Below are 16265 nucleotides of genomic sequence, written 5' to 3' on the forward strand. Positions count from 1 at the left end.
GCTCGACCTGCACGGCTACGTCAACGGCACGCTCATCGAGCCGACCACACCGCCACACGGCGAGAACTACGAGTACGGGCGAGCCGCCGCTCACGGTCGTGTCAGCGCACCGGCGTGAAGTCCCGCGCCCCGATGAAGTCGGGCCGCGGCACCGGCGCGGCGAACGGCTGGACCGCCGTGTTCTCGACGCTGTTGAAGACGATGAACACATTGCTGCGCGGGTACGGGGTGATGTTGTCCCCCGAGCCGTGCATGCAGTTGCAGTCGAACCAGGTCGCCGACCCGGCCCTGCCGGTGAACAGCCGGATGCCGTGGTCCTCGGCGTAGCGGGTCAGCGCCTCGTCGGACGGGGTGCCCGCGTCCTGCATCTGCAGCGACTGCTTGTAGTTGTCCTTCGGCGTCTCGCCCGCGCAGCCCAGGAACGTCTTGTGCGACCCCGGCATGATCATCAGACCGCCGTTGGTGTCGAAGTTCTCGGTCAGCGCGATCGAGACGGAGACGGTGCGCATGTTCGGCAGCCCGTCCTCCGCGTGCCACGTCTCGAAGTCCGAGTGCCAGTAGAAGCCCGAGGCGCCGAAGCCCGGCTTCACGTTGATCCGGGACTGGTGGACGTACACGTCGGAGCCGAGGATCTGCCGGGCTCTGCCCACCACCCGCTCGTCGCGCACCAGCGCGGCGAATACCTCACTCAGCTTGTGGACCTCGAAGACCGACCGCACGTCCTGCGACTTCGGCTCGATGATCGAGCGCTCGTCGGCCCGTACCGCCGGGTCGGCGATCAGCCGGTCGAGCTCCGAGCGGTACAGCGTGACCTCGTCCTCGTCGATCAGCTGATCGACCGTGAGGAAGCCGTCCCGCTCGAAGCCCATGAGGTCGGCCGTGGCGATCGGCCCCGGCGTGCCGGGGGCCGACCAGACGACCGGGTCCTTGCGAGGAGTCATCACCTCGGTGGCGCCACGGGTCGGGTACAGGTCGGTTCGTGCGGGTGCGGTGGTCATCGCTCAGGCCTCCTCGGTCAGCAGCGGGTAGACGCCGTTCTCGTCGTGGTCCTCCCGTCCGGTGACGGGGGGATTGAAGACGCAGACACAACGGAAGTCGGTCTTGGGGCGCATGGTGTGCTTCTCGTGCCCGTCCAGCAGGTACATCGTGCCGGGCTCGATCCAGTGGGTCTCGCCGGTCTCGTCGTTGGTGAGCTCGGCCTCGCCCTCCACGCAGAGCACGGCCTCGATGTGGTTCGCGTACCACATCGACGTCTCCGTACCCGCGTAGAGCACGGTCTCGTGGAGCGAGAAGCCGACCTTCTCCTTGGCGAGCACGATCCGCTTGCTCTCCCAGGTGCCGGAAGCGGACTTCACATGGCGGTCGGTGTTCTCGATGTCCTTGAAGGATCGGACGATCACTGTGCTTCGGTACCTCTCGTCGTAGGGGTGGGTCAGGCGGTCTCGCGGACGGAGCGCGCCAGGATGCGCAGGCCCTCGTCCAGTTCGTCCGGGGAGATCGTCAGCGGCGGCAACAGCTTCACGACCTCGCTCTCCGGCCCGGACGTCTCGAGCAGCAGTCCGAGTTCGAAGGCGCGGGCGCAGACCGCGGAGGCGCGGCGCTTGTCCTCGAACTCCATGCCCCAGACCAGACCACGGCCGCGGAAGCTGACGCCTTCGCCGTCCATCTCGTCGACGATCGACAGCAGCGCCCGCTCGACCTGCTCGCCCCGGGCGATGGTCTGCTTCTCCATCTGGCCGTCGGACCAGTAGGTGTTGAGCGCGGCGGCGGCCGTCACGAACGCCGGGTTGTTGCCGCGGAACGTGCCGTTGTGCTCGCCGGGCTCCCAGATGTCCAACTCCGGCTTGAACAGGGTCAGAGCCAGGGGCAGCCCGTAGCCGCTGATGGACTTCGAGACGGTGACGATGTCCGGGACGATGCCGGCCTCCTCGAAGGAGAAGAAGCCGCCGGTACGGCCGCAGCCCATCTGGATGTCGTCGACGATCAGCAGCATGTCCTGCCGGTGGCACAGATCCTGCAGCGCGCGCAGCCATTCGGCGCGGGCGACGTTGATGCCGCCCTCGCCCTGGATCGTCTCGACGATCACGGCGGCCGGCTTGTTGAGGCCCGAGCCCTGGTCCTCGAGCAGCCGCTCGAACCACAGGAAGTCCGGGACCTGCCCGTCGAAGTAGTTGTCGAACGGCATCGGCGTACCGTGCACCAGCGGGATACCGGCGCCGGCGCGCTTGAACGCGTTGCCGGTGACGGCGAGCGAGCCGAGCGACATGCCGTGGAAGGCGTTGGTGAACGAGACGATCGCCTCGCGGCCCTTCACCTTGCGGGCCAGCTTGAGCGCGGCCTCTACGGCGTTGGTGCCCGTCGGGCCGGGGAACATCACCTTGTACGGCAGGTCCCGCGGGCGCAGCACGACGTTCTGGAACGACTCCAGGAACGCGCGCTTGGCGGTGGTGGCCATGTCCAGGCCGTGGGTGATGCCGTCGCGCTCGATGTAGTCGATCAGGGCGCGTTTGAGAACCGGGTTGTTGTGCCCGTAGTTGAGCGACCCGGCGCCGGCGAAGAAGTCGAGGTAGGTGTGGCCGTCCTCGTCGTGGAGGTAGCTGCCCTGCGCGCGGTCGAACACGGCGGGCCAGCCTCGGCAGTAGCTGCGCACCTCGGACTCGAGGGTCTCGAAGACGCTCAGGGCGGGCGGGGTGATGGTCACAGCAGACTCCATGGGGTGGGGGAGGGGCGAGAGAAGGTCTGGCATCACGCGTTGGGCTTCACGCGCTGTGCGCACAGGTCGTGCGGCGCACAGGTCAAGCGACGGGGCCGATGCGGTACAGCACTTCCGGCTGGTGCGTCTCCTCGGGGAACAGCCCGCCGTCGAAGAGGACTTCGCGGCTCAGGGATGCTCCATGGCGCTTTGCGAACGAGGTGAACAGAGCGTCGGAGGCAGTGTTGTCCGGGGTGATGGTGGTCTCGATCTCGCTGACCCGTTGTACGCCGGTGACCTTGGCGGTCAGCGCGTCCAGCAGGACGCCGGCCAGTCCCCGGCCGCGGTGCGACCGGTCGACGGCCACCTGCCAGACGACGAGCGCCTCGGGGCGGTCGGGGCGCACGTACCCGGTGACGAAGGCGATCGGCTCCCCGTCACGGCCGCGCGCCACGACGGAGGTGGCGGCGAAGTCGCGGCACCACAGCAGGTAGCTGTACGAGGAGTTGAGGTCGAGTACCTCGGAGTCGCGGGCAATGCGCCAGATCGCGGCTCCGTCCTCCACTCGTGGGGTGTCGATCTGCAGGAATTCGTCTTGGGCTCGTACAAGGTCTTCTTGTGCGGCGGTCATGTCGATTCAATTTACCGAGCAAATTCGCAGATTGCATCGGGCTGAGGGGTTGGGTGGCGAGAGGCGATGTGTTATCGCGCGGGCGCGAGATCGGTCGGCGCCACCCCTGCGATCGCCCCTGATTGCACGGATATTTCCGGGCGAAACGACCCGACTGTGTCTTCGGTCACATGCGCTCAACCCTGTTGACACATGACGGAAGTCCTTCCGGAACCGATATGAATCCCTACGTTTAGAGGCTCGGATCGGGGGCAGCAGAATGCGGGGAGCTGTTTGCCGGAATTTGCATACCCGTATTTATGGACGGTGCTGTGAATTCGGTTTTCGAAAACGGCTCGGCCGTTATGGCCGAGCCGTCGCTCGTGAGTGCGTCCGCTGCTGCTCGGCTCTCGCCGGCAAGCCGGCGGACCGCCCCGGCTCTCGCCGGGTGGGGGCCGTTACGCCCAGCTCTCGCCGGCGGTCCGGCGGGCCGCCTCCAGGTCCACCGTCCCGCCGTGACCGGCCAGCGCGGCGCCCAGCGCCGCGAGGCAGGACTGCACCACCCCGCAGGTCGCGTCCACGCCGTAGTGGTTGACGCGGATCATCTCCTTCGCCAGCGCGCCGCCACCGGCGATCAGCGGCAGGGAGGGGTCCACGGCGAGTGCGGCCGCCACCAGTTCGCGGGCGTCCACCCCGGCCGGGGCACGCAACGTCGTCGCCACCGGCGCCGCGTCCCGAGCCTCGTGCACATACGGCGCGAGGCCGCCGCCGAGCGCGAGCGAGCCCGCCCGCGTGGCCGCCGCGGCCGACGCGTGCCGGGCCATCACCACCTCCGCGCCCTCCGCCTCGATGCGCTCGACGCACGCCTCGAGCGCCAGCATCTCCAACTGGGCCGGGGCGTGCGGAAGCGTCGTGCGGCCGCCGTCGATCCAACGGTGCTTCCAGTCGAGCAATGACAGGTACGAACTGCGGGGTGCGTCCGGGTTGGCGGCGATACGCTCCCAGGCCCGCTCGCTGACCGACACCGCGGAGACCCCCGCGGGCCCGCCCATCGCCTTCTGCGCGCCGATCACGCACAGGTCGACACCCCAGGCGTCCACCAGCAGCGGCTCCGCGGCCACGGAGGCCACCGCGTCCACCATGAACAGCGCGCCGTGCGCCCGTACGACCTCGCCGATCTCGGCGACCGGGTTGGTGTTGCCGGTCGCCGCCTCCGCGTGCACCAGCGAGACGAAGTCGATCTCGGGGTGGTCGGCCAGCGCCTGTGCCACCTGGTCCGCGCTCACGGCCGTGTGGAAGGGGACCTCGAGATCGACGACGTTCGCCCCGCAGTCGCGCAGCCAGTTGCCGAAGGTCTGCCCGTAGGGGCCGGTGACCACGTTCAGCGCCGTCGAGCCGGGGTGGGCGCCGCCGCGGATGCAGCCCTCCAGGGGCAGCAGCGCCTCTCCCTGCATGACGACCACGTCCTGCTCGGTGCCGAGCAGAGCGGCGACCCGGCGCTCGATGGAGGCGAAGTGCGCGGCGGTCAGCGGGGCCAGGTCCAGCAGCGGGTGTGTCACGGTGGTGCTCTGTTCTCTCGGATGTTCGGGCAGTGTTCGGGCTCTCGGTCGAGAGTACCGAGCGCCTCGTACAGTTCCTGACATGAGCGATCACACGGTGCTGCATGTGAAGGGGCGGGTGCTCGTCGGGCCCGAGGAGGTGCGGGACGAACTGTGGGCGGTGGACGGCCGGATCACGTTCGAGCGCCCCCGCGCCGAGGCGGTCACCGTGCACGGCTGGGCGCTGCCCGGTCTCGTCGACGCCCACTGCCACGTCGGCCTCGACCAGCACGGCCCGGTCGACGCCGCGACCAGCGAGAAGCAGGCCCTCACCGACCGTGAGGCGGGCACCCTGCTGATCCGCGACGCCGGATCTCCCTCCGACACTCGCTGGATCGACGACCGTGAGGACCTGCCGAAGATCATCCGCGCGGGCCGGCACATCGCCCGTACCCGCCGCTACATCCGCAACTACGCCCACGAGATCGAGCCGGAGGACCTGGTGGCGTACGTGGCGCGGGAGGCCCGCCGCGGTGACGGCTGGGTCAAGCTGGTCGGTGACTGGATCGACCGCGAGGCGGGCGACCTGACCGCATGCTGGCCGCGCGGCGCGGTGGAGGCGGCGATCGCGGAGGCGCACCGCCTCGGCGCCCGGGTGACGGCCCACTGCTTCGCGGAGGACTCGCTGCGCGACCTCGTCGAGGCGGGCATCGACTGCATCGAGCACGCGACCGGGCTCACCGAGGACACGATCCCGCTCTTCGCCGAGCGTGGCGTCGCCATCGTCCCGACCCTCGTCAACATCGCGACCTTCCCCGGTCTCGCGGCCGGCGGAGAGTCCAGGTTCCCCCAGTGGTCGGCCCATATGCGGCGGCTGTACGAGCGGCGCTACGACACCGTGCGCGCGGCCTACGACGCGGGCATCCCCGTCTTCGTCGGCACGGACGCCGGAGGCTCCTTGGCACACGGCCTGGTGGCCGCGGAGGTCGCGGAACTGGTGAAGGCCGGCATCCCGCCGCTCCAGGCCCTGTCGGCGACCGCGTGGGGGGCGAGGCGATGGCTCGGCCGCCCGGCGCTCGAGGAGGGCGCTCCCGCCGATCTGGTCGTGTACGACGAGGACCCCCGGGCCGACGTGCGCGTGCTCGCGGCTCCGCGCCGGGTGATCCTCAACGGGCGCGTCATCGACTGAGCCGTGCCGGGGGCCACGCCGCCGGGCCACGCCGCCGGGTTGACCGAGCGTGACCCGGCGGCCTCGCCCGTCGTTGAAGCACTTCACGTGCGCCCCGCCCGGTGGACCGGCGCACCACCCGGAAGCCGCGACGTGCGGGGCTGAGGGGAACGGGCGTGCCTCAGGAATCGAAAAGAAGCACGGAAACCCCACTTTAGGGTGAACTGACCTCGCGTACCTGTCAGTTCACTCTCCGTGCGTAAGGATTCCGGTGTCTCGGTCGCCGCCTCCGCGTGTCCCCGTGGGAGGCGGTCGACGTCATGTCTCTGTGGGGGTTCCACCACCGTGAACAGCAACACCTTCCGCATGCCCGCACGCAAGGCCGCCGCCGCGACGGCCGCCACCGCGCTGCTCGCCGCACCCGTGGCGCTCGCCGCGCCGGCCCACGCCACCGGCGGCGGCGAAGGACGGGCCACCGCGGTCGTGCTCCGCACCGGCCTCGACGTGTCCCTGCTCAACAAGACCGTCCATGTGCCGCTCAAGACCTCCCTCAACGAGGTCCACGCCCCGGCGAGCGCCGAGAAGACCGCGCTCAGCGTCGAGTTGGAGGGGGTCGACAAGGGCAGGCCCTTCCAGGTGCTCCGCGCCGACGTGGCGACCTCGAAGGCCACGGTCGAGGACGGCACGGCCGAGGCCCACAGCAATCTGGTCAACGCCAAGGTGCACGTGCCGGGGCTGCGCCTGCTGTCGCTGATCGAGGTGGAGCAGGTCACGTCCAAGGCCGTCTGCGAGGCGGGCGAGCAGCCGGTGGCCGAATCGAATGTCCTGGGCAAGGTCAGGGTTCTCGGGAAGAAGGTGACCCTCAGCGCGGGCGGACCGACGCGCGTCGAGGTGCCGGGCGTCGGCGAGGTGAGCCTCGAGCTGTCGAAGACGCACACCACGTCCCGTACGGCCGCGGCCACCGCTCTGCAGCTCAAGGTGGCCGTGAACCCGCTGAAACTGAACGTGGCGGAGGTCGACGGCGAGGTCACCCTCGTGGAGGCGACCTGCGAGACGCCGAAGGCGCCCGAGGAGCCCGCGGAGCCGGCGCCTCCCGCGAAGGAAGAGCCGCAGGACGAGCCGGGGGACGAGCCGGCGGAGGAGAAGCCCGCCGAGGGTATCTCCGCCCAGTCCGGCGAGGAGCCCGCCCAGGAGAACCTGGCGGCGACCGGCGGCAGTTCCACGACGCCGTACCTCGCGGGCGGCGCGGCCGTCCTGCTCGCGGTGGGAGCAGCGGCGACGATGGCCGCCCGCCGCCGCTCGAAGGGCTGAACCGCCGGTCGGGCCCCTCAGGAGGGGGAGGGGCCCGGTCGTCGCGCCCGGGCGCCTCGCGGCCCCTCGCGCGCGGCCCGGGAGGTCAGGTCCGACCTTAGTGGCCGACCATTGACAGCGCCTGGTCGAGGGCTTGCAGGAACCGGTTGGTCGTCACCCGGTCCCGTACCGCGAGCCGCAGCCAGTCGTCGTCGAGCCCCGGGAACGTGTCCCCGCGCCGCGCCGCGAAGCCGAGAAGCCGCAGGCGGTCCCGCACCTGCGCCCCGCGCCGCACGCGCACCAGGACGAACGGACCCGCTGCCGGCTCCACGGCCCGCACCTCCTCGAACTCGGCCAGTCCCGCCAGCAGATGCGCCCGGTCGGCCGCGATCCGGCACGCGGCCGCCTCCGCCTCCGCCAGTGCGGCGCGCCCCATGCACGCCTGTGCCGCCGCCAGCGCGGGCGTGGACACCGGCCAGAGCGGCTGCGCCCGCTCCAGCGACGCGATCGTCTCCGGCTCGGCCAGCACGTAACCGATGCGCAGGCCCGCGAGGCCCCACGTCTTGGTGAGGCTGCGCAGCACCACCAGTCCGGGCAGGTCGGTACGCCCGGCCAGTGCCTCGCTCTCGCCGGGCACCGCGTCCATGAACGCCTCGTCCACCACCAACAGCCGCCCCGGGCGCGCCAGCAGGGCCAGATCCTCCGCCGCGTGCAGCACCGACGTCGGATTGGTCGGGTTGCCGACCACAACCATGTCCGCGTCGTCCGGCACCGCCTTCGGGTCGAGCCGGAAACCGTCCCGCTCGCGCAGCACCAGCCGCTCCACGTCGTGGCCCGCGTCCCGCAGTGCCGCCTCCGGTTCGGTGAACTGCGGATGGACCACCAGGGGCCGCCGTACCGGGAGGGCGCGCGCCAGCAGGACGAACGCCTCCGCGGCGCCCGCCGTCAGCAGCACCCGCTCCTCGGGCAGCCCGTGCCTGCGGGCGACCGCGGCCCGCGCCGCCCGCCCGTCCGGATAGGCCGCGAGCGAGGCCAGGGAACCCGTGATGCACTCGCGCAGCCAGCTCGGGGGCGTACCGGTGCGGACGTTGACGGCGAGGTCGACCAGGCCCGCCGCCCCGTCCCTCACCTCCGCGTCGCCGTGGTGCCGCAGGTCGTGCCCGCCGAAGCGCTGCTCCGGCTCCTCCGGGTGCTCAGCGTGCGTGTACATGGCTGCCGTGCCGCGGTGGGGGCGAGCTGGTCACGGACATCTCCTCTACGTGGGGGCGAACAGTGCGGTTCGAACACAGTGGGGATCGAACAGAGGCGGTGAACACATGCACGACGGTCATCATGTCCTCTGCCGGCGCATACCGGCAGTGGTGGGAGACGTAGGCGACATCCTGCGGACGATGGCGCATGTCACACCGGCCGGCCTGTCCACCGGATCCGACCGCCGCTTGGGCACGAGCAGTTCGCCTCCCTCGGCCAGCGCCGCCGCCTCCGCCACCGAAGGCGTCCCGACCGCGCGCAGCGCCGCCCCTGACGGGTTCTCCACGGGCACCTGCGCCAAACGCGCCGCCCCGTACGTGAGCACCGGAACGCCCAACCGTGCGGCGGCGGCCACGACGCCGGGCTCCGACGACTTGGCGTCGACGGTCGCAAGCGCGAGAACGTCGGACGCGGACAGCCCCGCCTCGCGCAGCGTCCTCAGGACGAGCGCGTGCACTTCGTCGGCCGGCACGCCCCGCGACGCGCCGATGCCGACCACCAGGGCCCTGGTGTCGCTCATGGGGCGCTCTCCTCAGGGTGCGGTGGACGGCTGGTCAACCGGGTGAACCCGGGACAGCGGGATGTGCGCCGAGGCCGCGGGATCGGCTAGCAAGGGCGCATGGCGGTGATCGTCGCGCTCGGCGCGTTCCTGATGACGCTCTTCGGAGGCTGGACGGCGGGGCGGGTCACCGACCGCCGCCACCTCGTGCTGGGCCTGGCCGGCGGACTGATGCTCGGCGTCGTCGGCCTGGAGCTGCTGCCGGAGGCGCTGGAGGCCGCGGGCGGGCCGGTACTCGGTGTACCGCAGGCGCTGCTGCTGTTCGTCGGCGGCTTCCTCGCGGCGCACATGGTGGAACGGCTGCTGGCCGTACGGCAGGCCGCGCACGGCGCGGACCACCGCGTGCCGCAGGTGGGCCTGACGGCGGCCGCGGCCATGGTCACCCACAGCCTGATGGACGGCGTCGCGCTCGGCGCCGCGTTCCAGGTCGGCGGCGGCATGGGCGCCGCCGTGGCGCTCGCCGTCATCACCCACGACTTCGCCGACGGGTTCAACACGTACACGATCACCAGCCTGTACGGGAACACCCGCCGCAGGGCCAACCTGATGCTCGTAGCCGACGCCCTCGCCCCCGTCGTCGGGGCGGCGTCCACTGTGCTGTTCACTCTTCCTGAGGAACTTCTCGGCAGCTACCTCGGCTTCTTCGGCGGTGCGCTGCTGTACCTCGCCGCCGCCGAGATCCTGCCCGAGGCCCACCACGAACACCCCGCCCGCTCCACCCTGTTGTGCACCGTCGGTGGAGTGGGCTTCATCTGGCTGGTCGTCGGTGTCGCCGAGTGAACCGTGCCCTCTCATCCGCGGCACGCCGCCACGAACCGCGCCGCCGCATCAGGCCGCGACGCCCAGTGCGTGTGCAGATAGCTGGCGTGGACGCCCTGCTGCACGAATCCCTCGACCCGGCGCTCCGGCCGCACCATCCCCCAGGCCGGGGCGGGGCCCGCGCCCGGCTCGAGCACCGTGCGGTGGAACTCGTGCCCGCGCATCCTTGTTCCGGCGGCGGCGAGGGGACTGTCGACGACCGCGACCGCCTCCCGGTACCCGAGCGTCAGCCGGCCCGACATCCGCGCGTCGGCCTCCAGTACGCCGCACATGGGCTTCCCGTCGAGCGAGCGGGCCAGATACAGCAGCCCGGCGCATTCGGCCGCGACAGGCGCGCCTGAGCGGGCCAGTTCCGCGACCGCCTTGCGCAACGACTCGTTCGCGGACAGCTCGGGCGCGTACACCTCGGGGAACCCGCCGCCGACGACGATGCCGCGGGTCCCCTCCGGCAGTTCCTCGTCCCGCAGCGGATCGAACGTCACCACCTGAGCCCCGGCGGCCCGCAGCAACTCCACGTGCTCCGCGTACGAGAACGTGAAAGCGGCTCCGCCGGCCACCGCGACGACCGGCTGCCCGGCCTGTGGCATGTCGTGGGCGGAGCTGCCGGGGAGGCCGGCCCCACCGTCCTGCTGCTCGCTCACGGCCGCGGGGTCCCACGGAGCGTGTGTCAGCTCCGGCGCGCTGCGCGCCAGAGCCAGCAACGCCTCCAGGTCGCACCCGGCCCGTACCTGCTCGGCCATCGACGCCACCGCGCCCACCGCCTCGGCCTGCCGCTCGGCGACCGGCACCAGCCCCAGGTGCCGCGACGGCGTCGCGACGTCCGCCACCCGCCGCAGCACACCCATCACCGGCACGCCCGACTCGCCCAGCGCCTCCCGCAGCAGGTGCTCGTGCCGGTCCGTGGCGACCTTGTTGAGGATCACTCCGCCGATCCGCACCTCCGGGTCCCACGACGCGAAGCCGTGCACCAGCGCCGCCACGGACCGGGACTGCGAGGACGCGTCCACCACCAGCACCACCGGCGCGCGCAGGAGCTTCGCCACCTGGGCGGTCGACGCCAGCTCGCCCTGGTCGGCGGCACCGTCGTACAGCCCCATCACACCCTCGACGACGGCGAGTTCGCAGCCACGGGAGCCGTGCGCGAAGAGCGGCGCGATCAGCTCCGTGCCGCACATGTACGCGTCGAGGTTGCGGCCCGGCCGGCCGGTGGCCAGTGCGTGGTAGCCCGGATCGATGTAGTCCGGGCCGACCTTGTGCGGGGACACGGCGAGACCGGCCGCCGCGAACGCCGCCATCAGCCCCGTGGCGACCGTGGTCTTGCCCGCGCCCGAGGCCGGCGCGGCGATGACGAGACGTGCTACCACTCGATGCCCCGCTGGCCCTTCTGCCCCGCGTCCATGGGGTGCTTGACCTTCGACATGTCGGTGACCAGGTCGGCGAAGTCGATCAGCTTCTGCGGCGCGTTGCGGCCGGTGATCACCACATGCTGGCTGCCGGGCCGCTCGCGCAGCACGTCGATCACCTCGTCCGTGTCGATCCAGCCCCAGTGCAGCGGGTACGCGAACTCGTCGAGCACGTACAGCTTGTGCGTCTCGGCCGCCAGATCGCGCTTGACCTGCTCCCAGCCCTCACGGGCCTTGTCCTCGTTGGACTGCTCACCCTCGGCGGGCTCGCGCTGGATCCACGACCAGCCCTCGCCCATCTTGTGCCAGGCGACCGTGCCGCCTTCGCCGCTCGCGCCCAGCACCTTGAGCGCGTTCTCCTCGCCGACCTTCCACTTCGCCGACTTGACGAACTGGAAGACCCCGACCGGCCAGCCCTGGTTCCAGGCCCGAAGCGCGAGCCCGAAGGCGGCGGTCGACTTCCCCTTGCCGATGCCCGTGTGCACGAACACCAACGGACGGTTGCGGCGCTGGCGGGTGGTGAGTCCGTCGTCCGGTACGACGGTCGGCTGTCCCTGCGGCATTACGCGGCCCTTCTGGTAGCGGTTACGTCCCGAACGTCCTTGACGAGCCCGGCGATCGAATCGGCCCGCAACTCGTCCAGGGTGACGGCGCTGCCGCCGAGCTCCCCGGCGAGCGTGCCGCCCAGACCGAGCCGTACGGGCCCGGCCTCACAGTCCAGGACGACGGCCGCGGTGCCCTCCGCCGCAAGCAGCCGAGCGGCGCGCAGCCCCTGCGCGAAGGCGTCACCGGCTCCTGCCGCGGTGGCCCGGCCGTCGGTCACCACCACCAGCAGCGGGCGGCGCGACGGGTCGCGCAGCCGCTCGATGCGCAGCACGTCGTGGGCCTTGAGCAGGCCCTGCGCCAGGGGCGTCCGGCCGCCCGTCGGCAGCGACTCCAACCGGGCCGCCGCCGCGTCCACCGATGACGTCGGCGGCAGCGCCAGCTCCGCGTCCTTGCCGCGGAAGGTGATCAGCCCGACCTTGTCGCGGCGCTGGTAGGCGTCCAGCAGCAGCGACAGCACGGCGCCCTTGACGGCGCCCATCCGCTTCCTGGCCGCCATCGAGCCCGACGCGTCCACCACGAACAGCACCAGATTGCCCTCACGTCCCTCGCGGGTCGCCTGCCGCAGATCGTCCCGGCGGACCACCAGACCGGGCCCGCTGCGCCCCCGCGCGCGCTGATGCGGCGCGGCGGCCTGCACGGTGGCCGCCAGGTGCAGCTTCGTGAGCGTCCCTCGGGGCTGCCGCGCGCCGGTGGTACGGCCGTGCTCGGTACGCGCCCGGGACCTGCGGCCGGCCGCGCCCTCGCCGAGGCCGGGCACGCTCAGCATCTTCGTACGGAACGGCTCCGCGGCCGCTACGGGCTGCTGCTCGCCGCCGCTCGCCGCGGGGGCGGGGGCCTGGGAAGGAGCCGGTTCCGAGTCCGGACCGGTGCCTTGTGGCGTACATGATGCGTCCGGCGCGTCGGGGCCGTTGCCCTGCGGGGGGACTCCGCCCCCGGGCCCGCCGTCCGGTCCCGGACCGGGATCGGGATCGGGATCCGGGTCGGGCTCGTCGTCCCCGCCGAACTCGTCCAGCGTTTCGTCGAGCTTCTTCTCGTCCAGGCCCGGAGCGTCGAAGGGATTGCGACGCCTGCGGTGCGGCAGCGCCAGAAGCGCGGCCTGCCGTACGTCCTCCTCCGTGACACGGTCCCGGCCCGCCCACGCGGCCAGCGCGGTCGCGGTGCGCGCCATGACGATGTCGGCGCGCATGCCGTCCACCTCGAATGCCGCGCAGGTCGCGGCGATCTGGCGCAGCGCCACATCACCCAGCGTCACGCCGGGCAGCAGTTTCCGCGCCGCCACGATCCGCTCCCGCAGCTCTGCCTCCTCGCCGGCCCAGCGCGCGGCGAAGCCCGCCGGATCGTCGTCGTACGCCAGCCTGCGCCGCACGACCTCGACCCGCAGATCGGGGTCGCGGGATGCCGCGACCTCCACGGTGAGCCCGAACCGGTCCAGCAACTGGGGCCTCAGCTCACCCTCTTCGGGGTTCATGGTCCCCACCAGCAGGAAGCGGGAGGCGTGCCGTACGGAGACGCCCTCGCGCTCGACATAGGAGGCGCCCATGGCCGCGGCGTCCAGCATGAGGTCCACGAGATGATCGTGGAGAAGGTTGACCTCGTCCACATAAAGGATGCCGCGGTGCGCGTCGGCCAGCAGCCCCGGCTCGAACGCCTTCACACCCTCCGCGAGGGCGCGCTCGATGTCGAGCGCACCGACGAGCCGGTCCTCCGAGGCACCCACGGGCAGTTCGACCATGCGCGTGGGGCGCGCCTCGGCCGCCAGGTCCTCATGGGGACCGTCCGGGCACGACGGGTCCGGAGCCTTCGGCGCACACGAGAAGCGGCAGCCGCCGACGACGTCGACATGCGGGACGAGCGACGCGAGCGCCCGCACGGCCGTCGACTTGGCGGTGCCCTTCTCGCCGCGCACGAGCACACCGCCGACCGCCGGACTGACCGCGTTGAGCAGCAGGGCCAGCCGCAGATCGTCCATGCCGACGACCGCGGTGAACGGATAGGGGGTGCTCATCGACTGATCACTCCTTCGCTTGAGTCCGGCGACATGAGTCCCGCCGGAGGTTGAGGTGCGGGTGTCGGGAAGGCGCTCACGGCGCCCCCGGCGGGACGAACGGCAGCCCCCCGGGCGCCCCGTCCTCGATGAGCCGCAGCAGCGCGTCCGTGTCCGCGTGTTCCTCGATCAGATCCCCCAGCCGGTCCAGCTGCTCCTCGCGCAGCGCCCCGAAGCTCGTGTCAGGAGCGGGCACGAAGCGCCGGCCCGCCTGCGCCGCGACCTTGCGCAGGAACGCCCGCCGGAAGCCGTCGCTCTCCAGCGACCCGTGCCAGTGCGTCCCCCACACGGCGCCGACCCGGCAGCCGTCCAGAAAGGGTTCTCCGCCCATGACTTCGGCCATGCCATGATGGATCTCGTACCCTTCGACCCGCTCTCCGAGAGCCTCGCCGACGGGCCTCGTGAGGGTCTTGTCCGGCGCGAACCGCACCCGTACGGGCAGCAGTCCGAGCCCCTCGACCTCACCGGCCCTCGACTCGACGTCGTCCTCGATGTGTTCGCCCAGCGCCTGGAAACCGCCGCAGATGCCGAGCACCGGACGCCCCTCCGCGGCCCGTCTCGCCAGTGCGTCCGCCAGCCCGCGTTCCCGCAGCCACGCCAGCGCCTTCACCGTTCCGCGCGTGCCCGGGACGATCACCAGGTCGGCGTCCACCAGTTCCTCGGCGCGGTCCACGAACCGCACCACGACGCCCGGTTCGGCGGCCAGCGCGTCCACGTCGGTGAAGTTCGACATCAGCGGCACCGCGCACACCGCGACCCGCAGCACGTCCTCACCGACGGGCGCCGTGACCACCGACTCCCGTACGGCGCCGCGCAGCGACACCCGCAGACCGTCCTCCTCGTCGATGCCGAGCCCGTGCGCGTACGGCAGGACGCCGTACGTCCGCCGGCCGGTGAGCCCGAGCAGCATGTCCAGCCCCGGCTCGAGAAGGGTCACGTCACCGCGGAACTTGTTCACGAGGTAACCCGCGACGAGCGACTGGTCCTCGGGACTCAGCAGCGCCGTCGTACCGAAGAACTGGGCGAACACTCCGCCCCGGTCGATGTCCCCGACCACCAGCACCGGCAGCCGCGCCGCGCGCGCGATGCCCATGTTCACGATGTCCGTGCGCCGCAGATTGATCTCGGCCGGACTGCCCGCCCCCTCGCAGATCACGGCGTCATACGTGCCCCGCAGCTCCTCGAGGCACGCCATGACCGGCTCGAACAACTCCCGTTTCCTGCCGCCGTGCAGACCCTTCCCTGCGGACGACCCGTCGGCGGTCCCGAAGAAGCCGCGGGCGCTCAGCTCACCCACCGGTTTGCCCATCAGCACCACTTGGCTGGAGCGGTCGCTGCCTGGCTTCAGCAGCACCGGGTTCATCAGGGCGGTCGGCTCCACACGAGCGGCCTGCGCCTGCATGGCCTGGGCGCGCCCGATCTCCGCGCCCTCACGCGTCACGAACGAATTGAGGGACATGTTCTGTCCCTTGAAGGGCGCGACCTTCACCCCTTGCCGCACCAGCCAGCGGCAGATCCCCGCCGTGACGACGCTCTTGCCGGCGTCCGAGGTCGTCCCGGCGACCAGCAGCCCCCCACCGGTCATGCCGGCCTCCTTCCGCCGCGCCCTGCGCGCAGCATCCTCCCCGTGGCACAGACCACCAGGGTCAGCAGGCCGACACGCCGCGACAGCCGCACCGCCCGCCCGATGTCGTCGAACTCCACCGCCCGGCCGTCACCGTTGAGCACCGGCCGGTGCTCGACCCGGCCGCCGTACGAGAGGGTCCCGCCGAGGCGTACCCCCAGCGCGCCGGCGAACGACGCCTCGACCGGGCCCGCGTTGGGGCTGGGGTGCTTGCCCGCGTCGGCCCGCCAGGCCCGTACGGCGCCGCGCGGATCCGGCCCGCTCGCAGCAGCCAGGATCGCGGTCAGCCGCGCGCCGGGCCACCCCGCCACGTCGTCCAGGCGCGCCGACGCCCAGCCGTAGCGCCGGTAGCGGGGCGACTTGTGGCCCACCATCGCGTCCAGGGTGTTGACCGCACGGAAGCCGACGAGGCCGGGCACGCCGGCCAGCGCACCCCAGACGAGGGCGCCCACGACCGCGTCGGAGGTGTTCTCCGCGACGGATTCGACGACGGCGCGGGCGATCTGCTGCTCGTCGAGGGCCTGCGGATCGCGCCCGCACAGATGCGGCAGCCGTTCACGGGCCGCCTCGACGTCCCCGGCGGCCAGCGCATCGCCGATGGCCGAGGCCTCACGCCCCAGCGTCGTACCTCCGACGACGGCCCACGTGGCGGCGGCGGTCA

General features: G+C 71.9%; 14 protein-coding genes and 1 pseudogene. 3 read left to right on the plus strand and 12 right to left on the minus strand.

The features are described 5' to 3' along the window. Positions 1-101: 101 nt before the first annotated feature. From thpD to ABZ070_RS26600, 5 genes are all read right to left on the minus strand, one after another. On the minus strand, positions 102-998 hold the full coding sequence (gene thpD, locus ABZ070_RS26580) for an ectoine hydroxylase (RefSeq protein ID WP_356637855.1): 897 nt from the start codon (positions 996-998) through the stop codon (positions 102-104). Positions 999-1001: 3 nt separating this feature from the next. After that, complete coding sequence (locus ABZ070_RS26585) at positions 1002-1400, minus strand: ectoine synthase (RefSeq protein ID WP_356637856.1); 399 nt, start codon at positions 1398-1400, stop codon at positions 1002-1004. 32 nt (positions 1401-1432) lie between these two features. Further along, a complete protein-coding gene (ectB, locus tag ABZ070_RS26590) occupies positions 1433-2701 on the minus strand; it encodes a diaminobutyrate--2-oxoglutarate transaminase (protein ID WP_356637857.1) in 1269 nt (422 codons plus the stop codon). Positions 2702-2795: 94 nt separating this feature from the next. After that, positions 2796-3323, minus strand: coding sequence for a diaminobutyrate acetyltransferase (gene ectA / locus ABZ070_RS26595; protein ID WP_356637858.1), 528 nt, complete (start codon positions 3321-3323; stop codon positions 2796-2798). 437 nt (positions 3324-3760) lie between these two features. Then, complete coding sequence (locus ABZ070_RS26600) at positions 3761-4861, minus strand: aminotransferase class V-fold PLP-dependent enzyme (protein WP_356637859.1); 1101 nt, start codon at positions 4859-4861, stop codon at positions 3761-3763. 82 nt (positions 4862-4943) lie between these two features. On the opposite strand from ABZ070_RS26600, the gene ABZ070_RS26605 reads away from it, so the two are divergent. Together ABZ070_RS26605 and ABZ070_RS26610 are read left to right on the plus strand one after the other, a co-directional pair. After that, complete coding sequence (locus ABZ070_RS26605; RefSeq protein ID WP_356637860.1) at positions 4944-6029, plus strand: amidohydrolase family protein; 1086 nt, start codon at positions 4944-4946, stop codon at positions 6027-6029. 324 nt (positions 6030-6353) lie between these two features. After that, positions 6354-7319, plus strand: a complete 966-nt coding sequence (locus ABZ070_RS26610) for an SCO1860 family LAETG-anchored protein (protein WP_356637861.1) — start codon at positions 6354-6356, stop codon at positions 7317-7319. A gap of 97 nt (positions 7320-7416) precedes the next feature. Here the strand turns inward: ABZ070_RS26610 and cobC are convergent, their stop codons facing one another. Next, a complete protein-coding gene (cobC, locus tag ABZ070_RS26615) occupies positions 7417-8508 on the minus strand; it encodes an Rv2231c family pyridoxal phosphate-dependent protein CobC (RefSeq protein ID WP_356637862.1) in 1092 nt (363 codons plus the stop codon). Positions 8509-8679: 171 nt separating this feature from the next. Continuing rightward, positions 8680-9051: pseudogene (locus tag ABZ070_RS26620) on the minus strand (cobalamin biosynthesis protein); the annotation flags it as partial. Positions 9052-9168: 117 nt separating this feature from the next. Here ABZ070_RS26620 and ABZ070_RS26625 point away from each other — a divergent pair. After that, complete coding sequence (locus tag ABZ070_RS26625) at positions 9169-9888, plus strand: ZIP family metal transporter (RefSeq protein ID WP_356637863.1); 720 nt, start codon at positions 9169-9171, stop codon at positions 9886-9888. An 11-nt stretch (positions 9889-9899) separates the two neighbouring features. Here ABZ070_RS26625 and ABZ070_RS26630 read toward each other — a convergent pair whose 3' ends face one another. The 5 genes from ABZ070_RS26630 to ABZ070_RS26650 form a co-directional block, all read right to left on the minus strand. After that, positions 9900-11291, minus strand: coding sequence for a cobyrinate a,c-diamide synthase (locus ABZ070_RS26630; protein WP_356637864.1), 1392 nt, complete (start codon positions 11289-11291; stop codon positions 9900-9902). Further along, entirely contained in the window at positions 11285-11893 is a 609-nt protein-coding gene (cobO, locus tag ABZ070_RS26635; protein WP_356637865.1) for a cob(I)yrinic acid a,c-diamide adenosyltransferase, read from the minus strand. Before cobO ends, ABZ070_RS26630 begins: the two co-directional genes overlap by 7 nt. Continuing rightward, positions 11893-13941, minus strand: coding sequence for a putative cobaltochelatase (locus tag ABZ070_RS26640; protein WP_356637866.1), 2049 nt, complete (start codon positions 13939-13941; stop codon positions 11893-11895). Before ABZ070_RS26640 ends, cobO begins: the two co-directional genes overlap by 1 nt. Before the next feature lie 76 nt (positions 13942-14017). After that, on the minus strand, positions 14018-15565 hold the full coding sequence (locus ABZ070_RS26645; protein WP_356637867.1) for a cobyric acid synthase: 1548 nt from the start codon (positions 15563-15565) through the stop codon (positions 14018-14020). Further along, positions 15562-16265: CobD/CbiB family cobalamin biosynthesis protein (locus tag ABZ070_RS26650; RefSeq protein ID WP_356637868.1), on the minus strand; the 704-nt coding region annotated here is incomplete at its 5' end. The genes ABZ070_RS26650 and ABZ070_RS26645, both read right to left, overlap by 4 nt.

Origin of the sequence: Streptomyces sp. NPDC006283 (assembly GCF_040613325.1) — a bacterium.
In the GTDB taxonomy this organism is placed as follows: domain Bacteria; phylum Actinomycetota; class Actinomycetes; order Streptomycetales; family Streptomycetaceae; genus Streptomyces.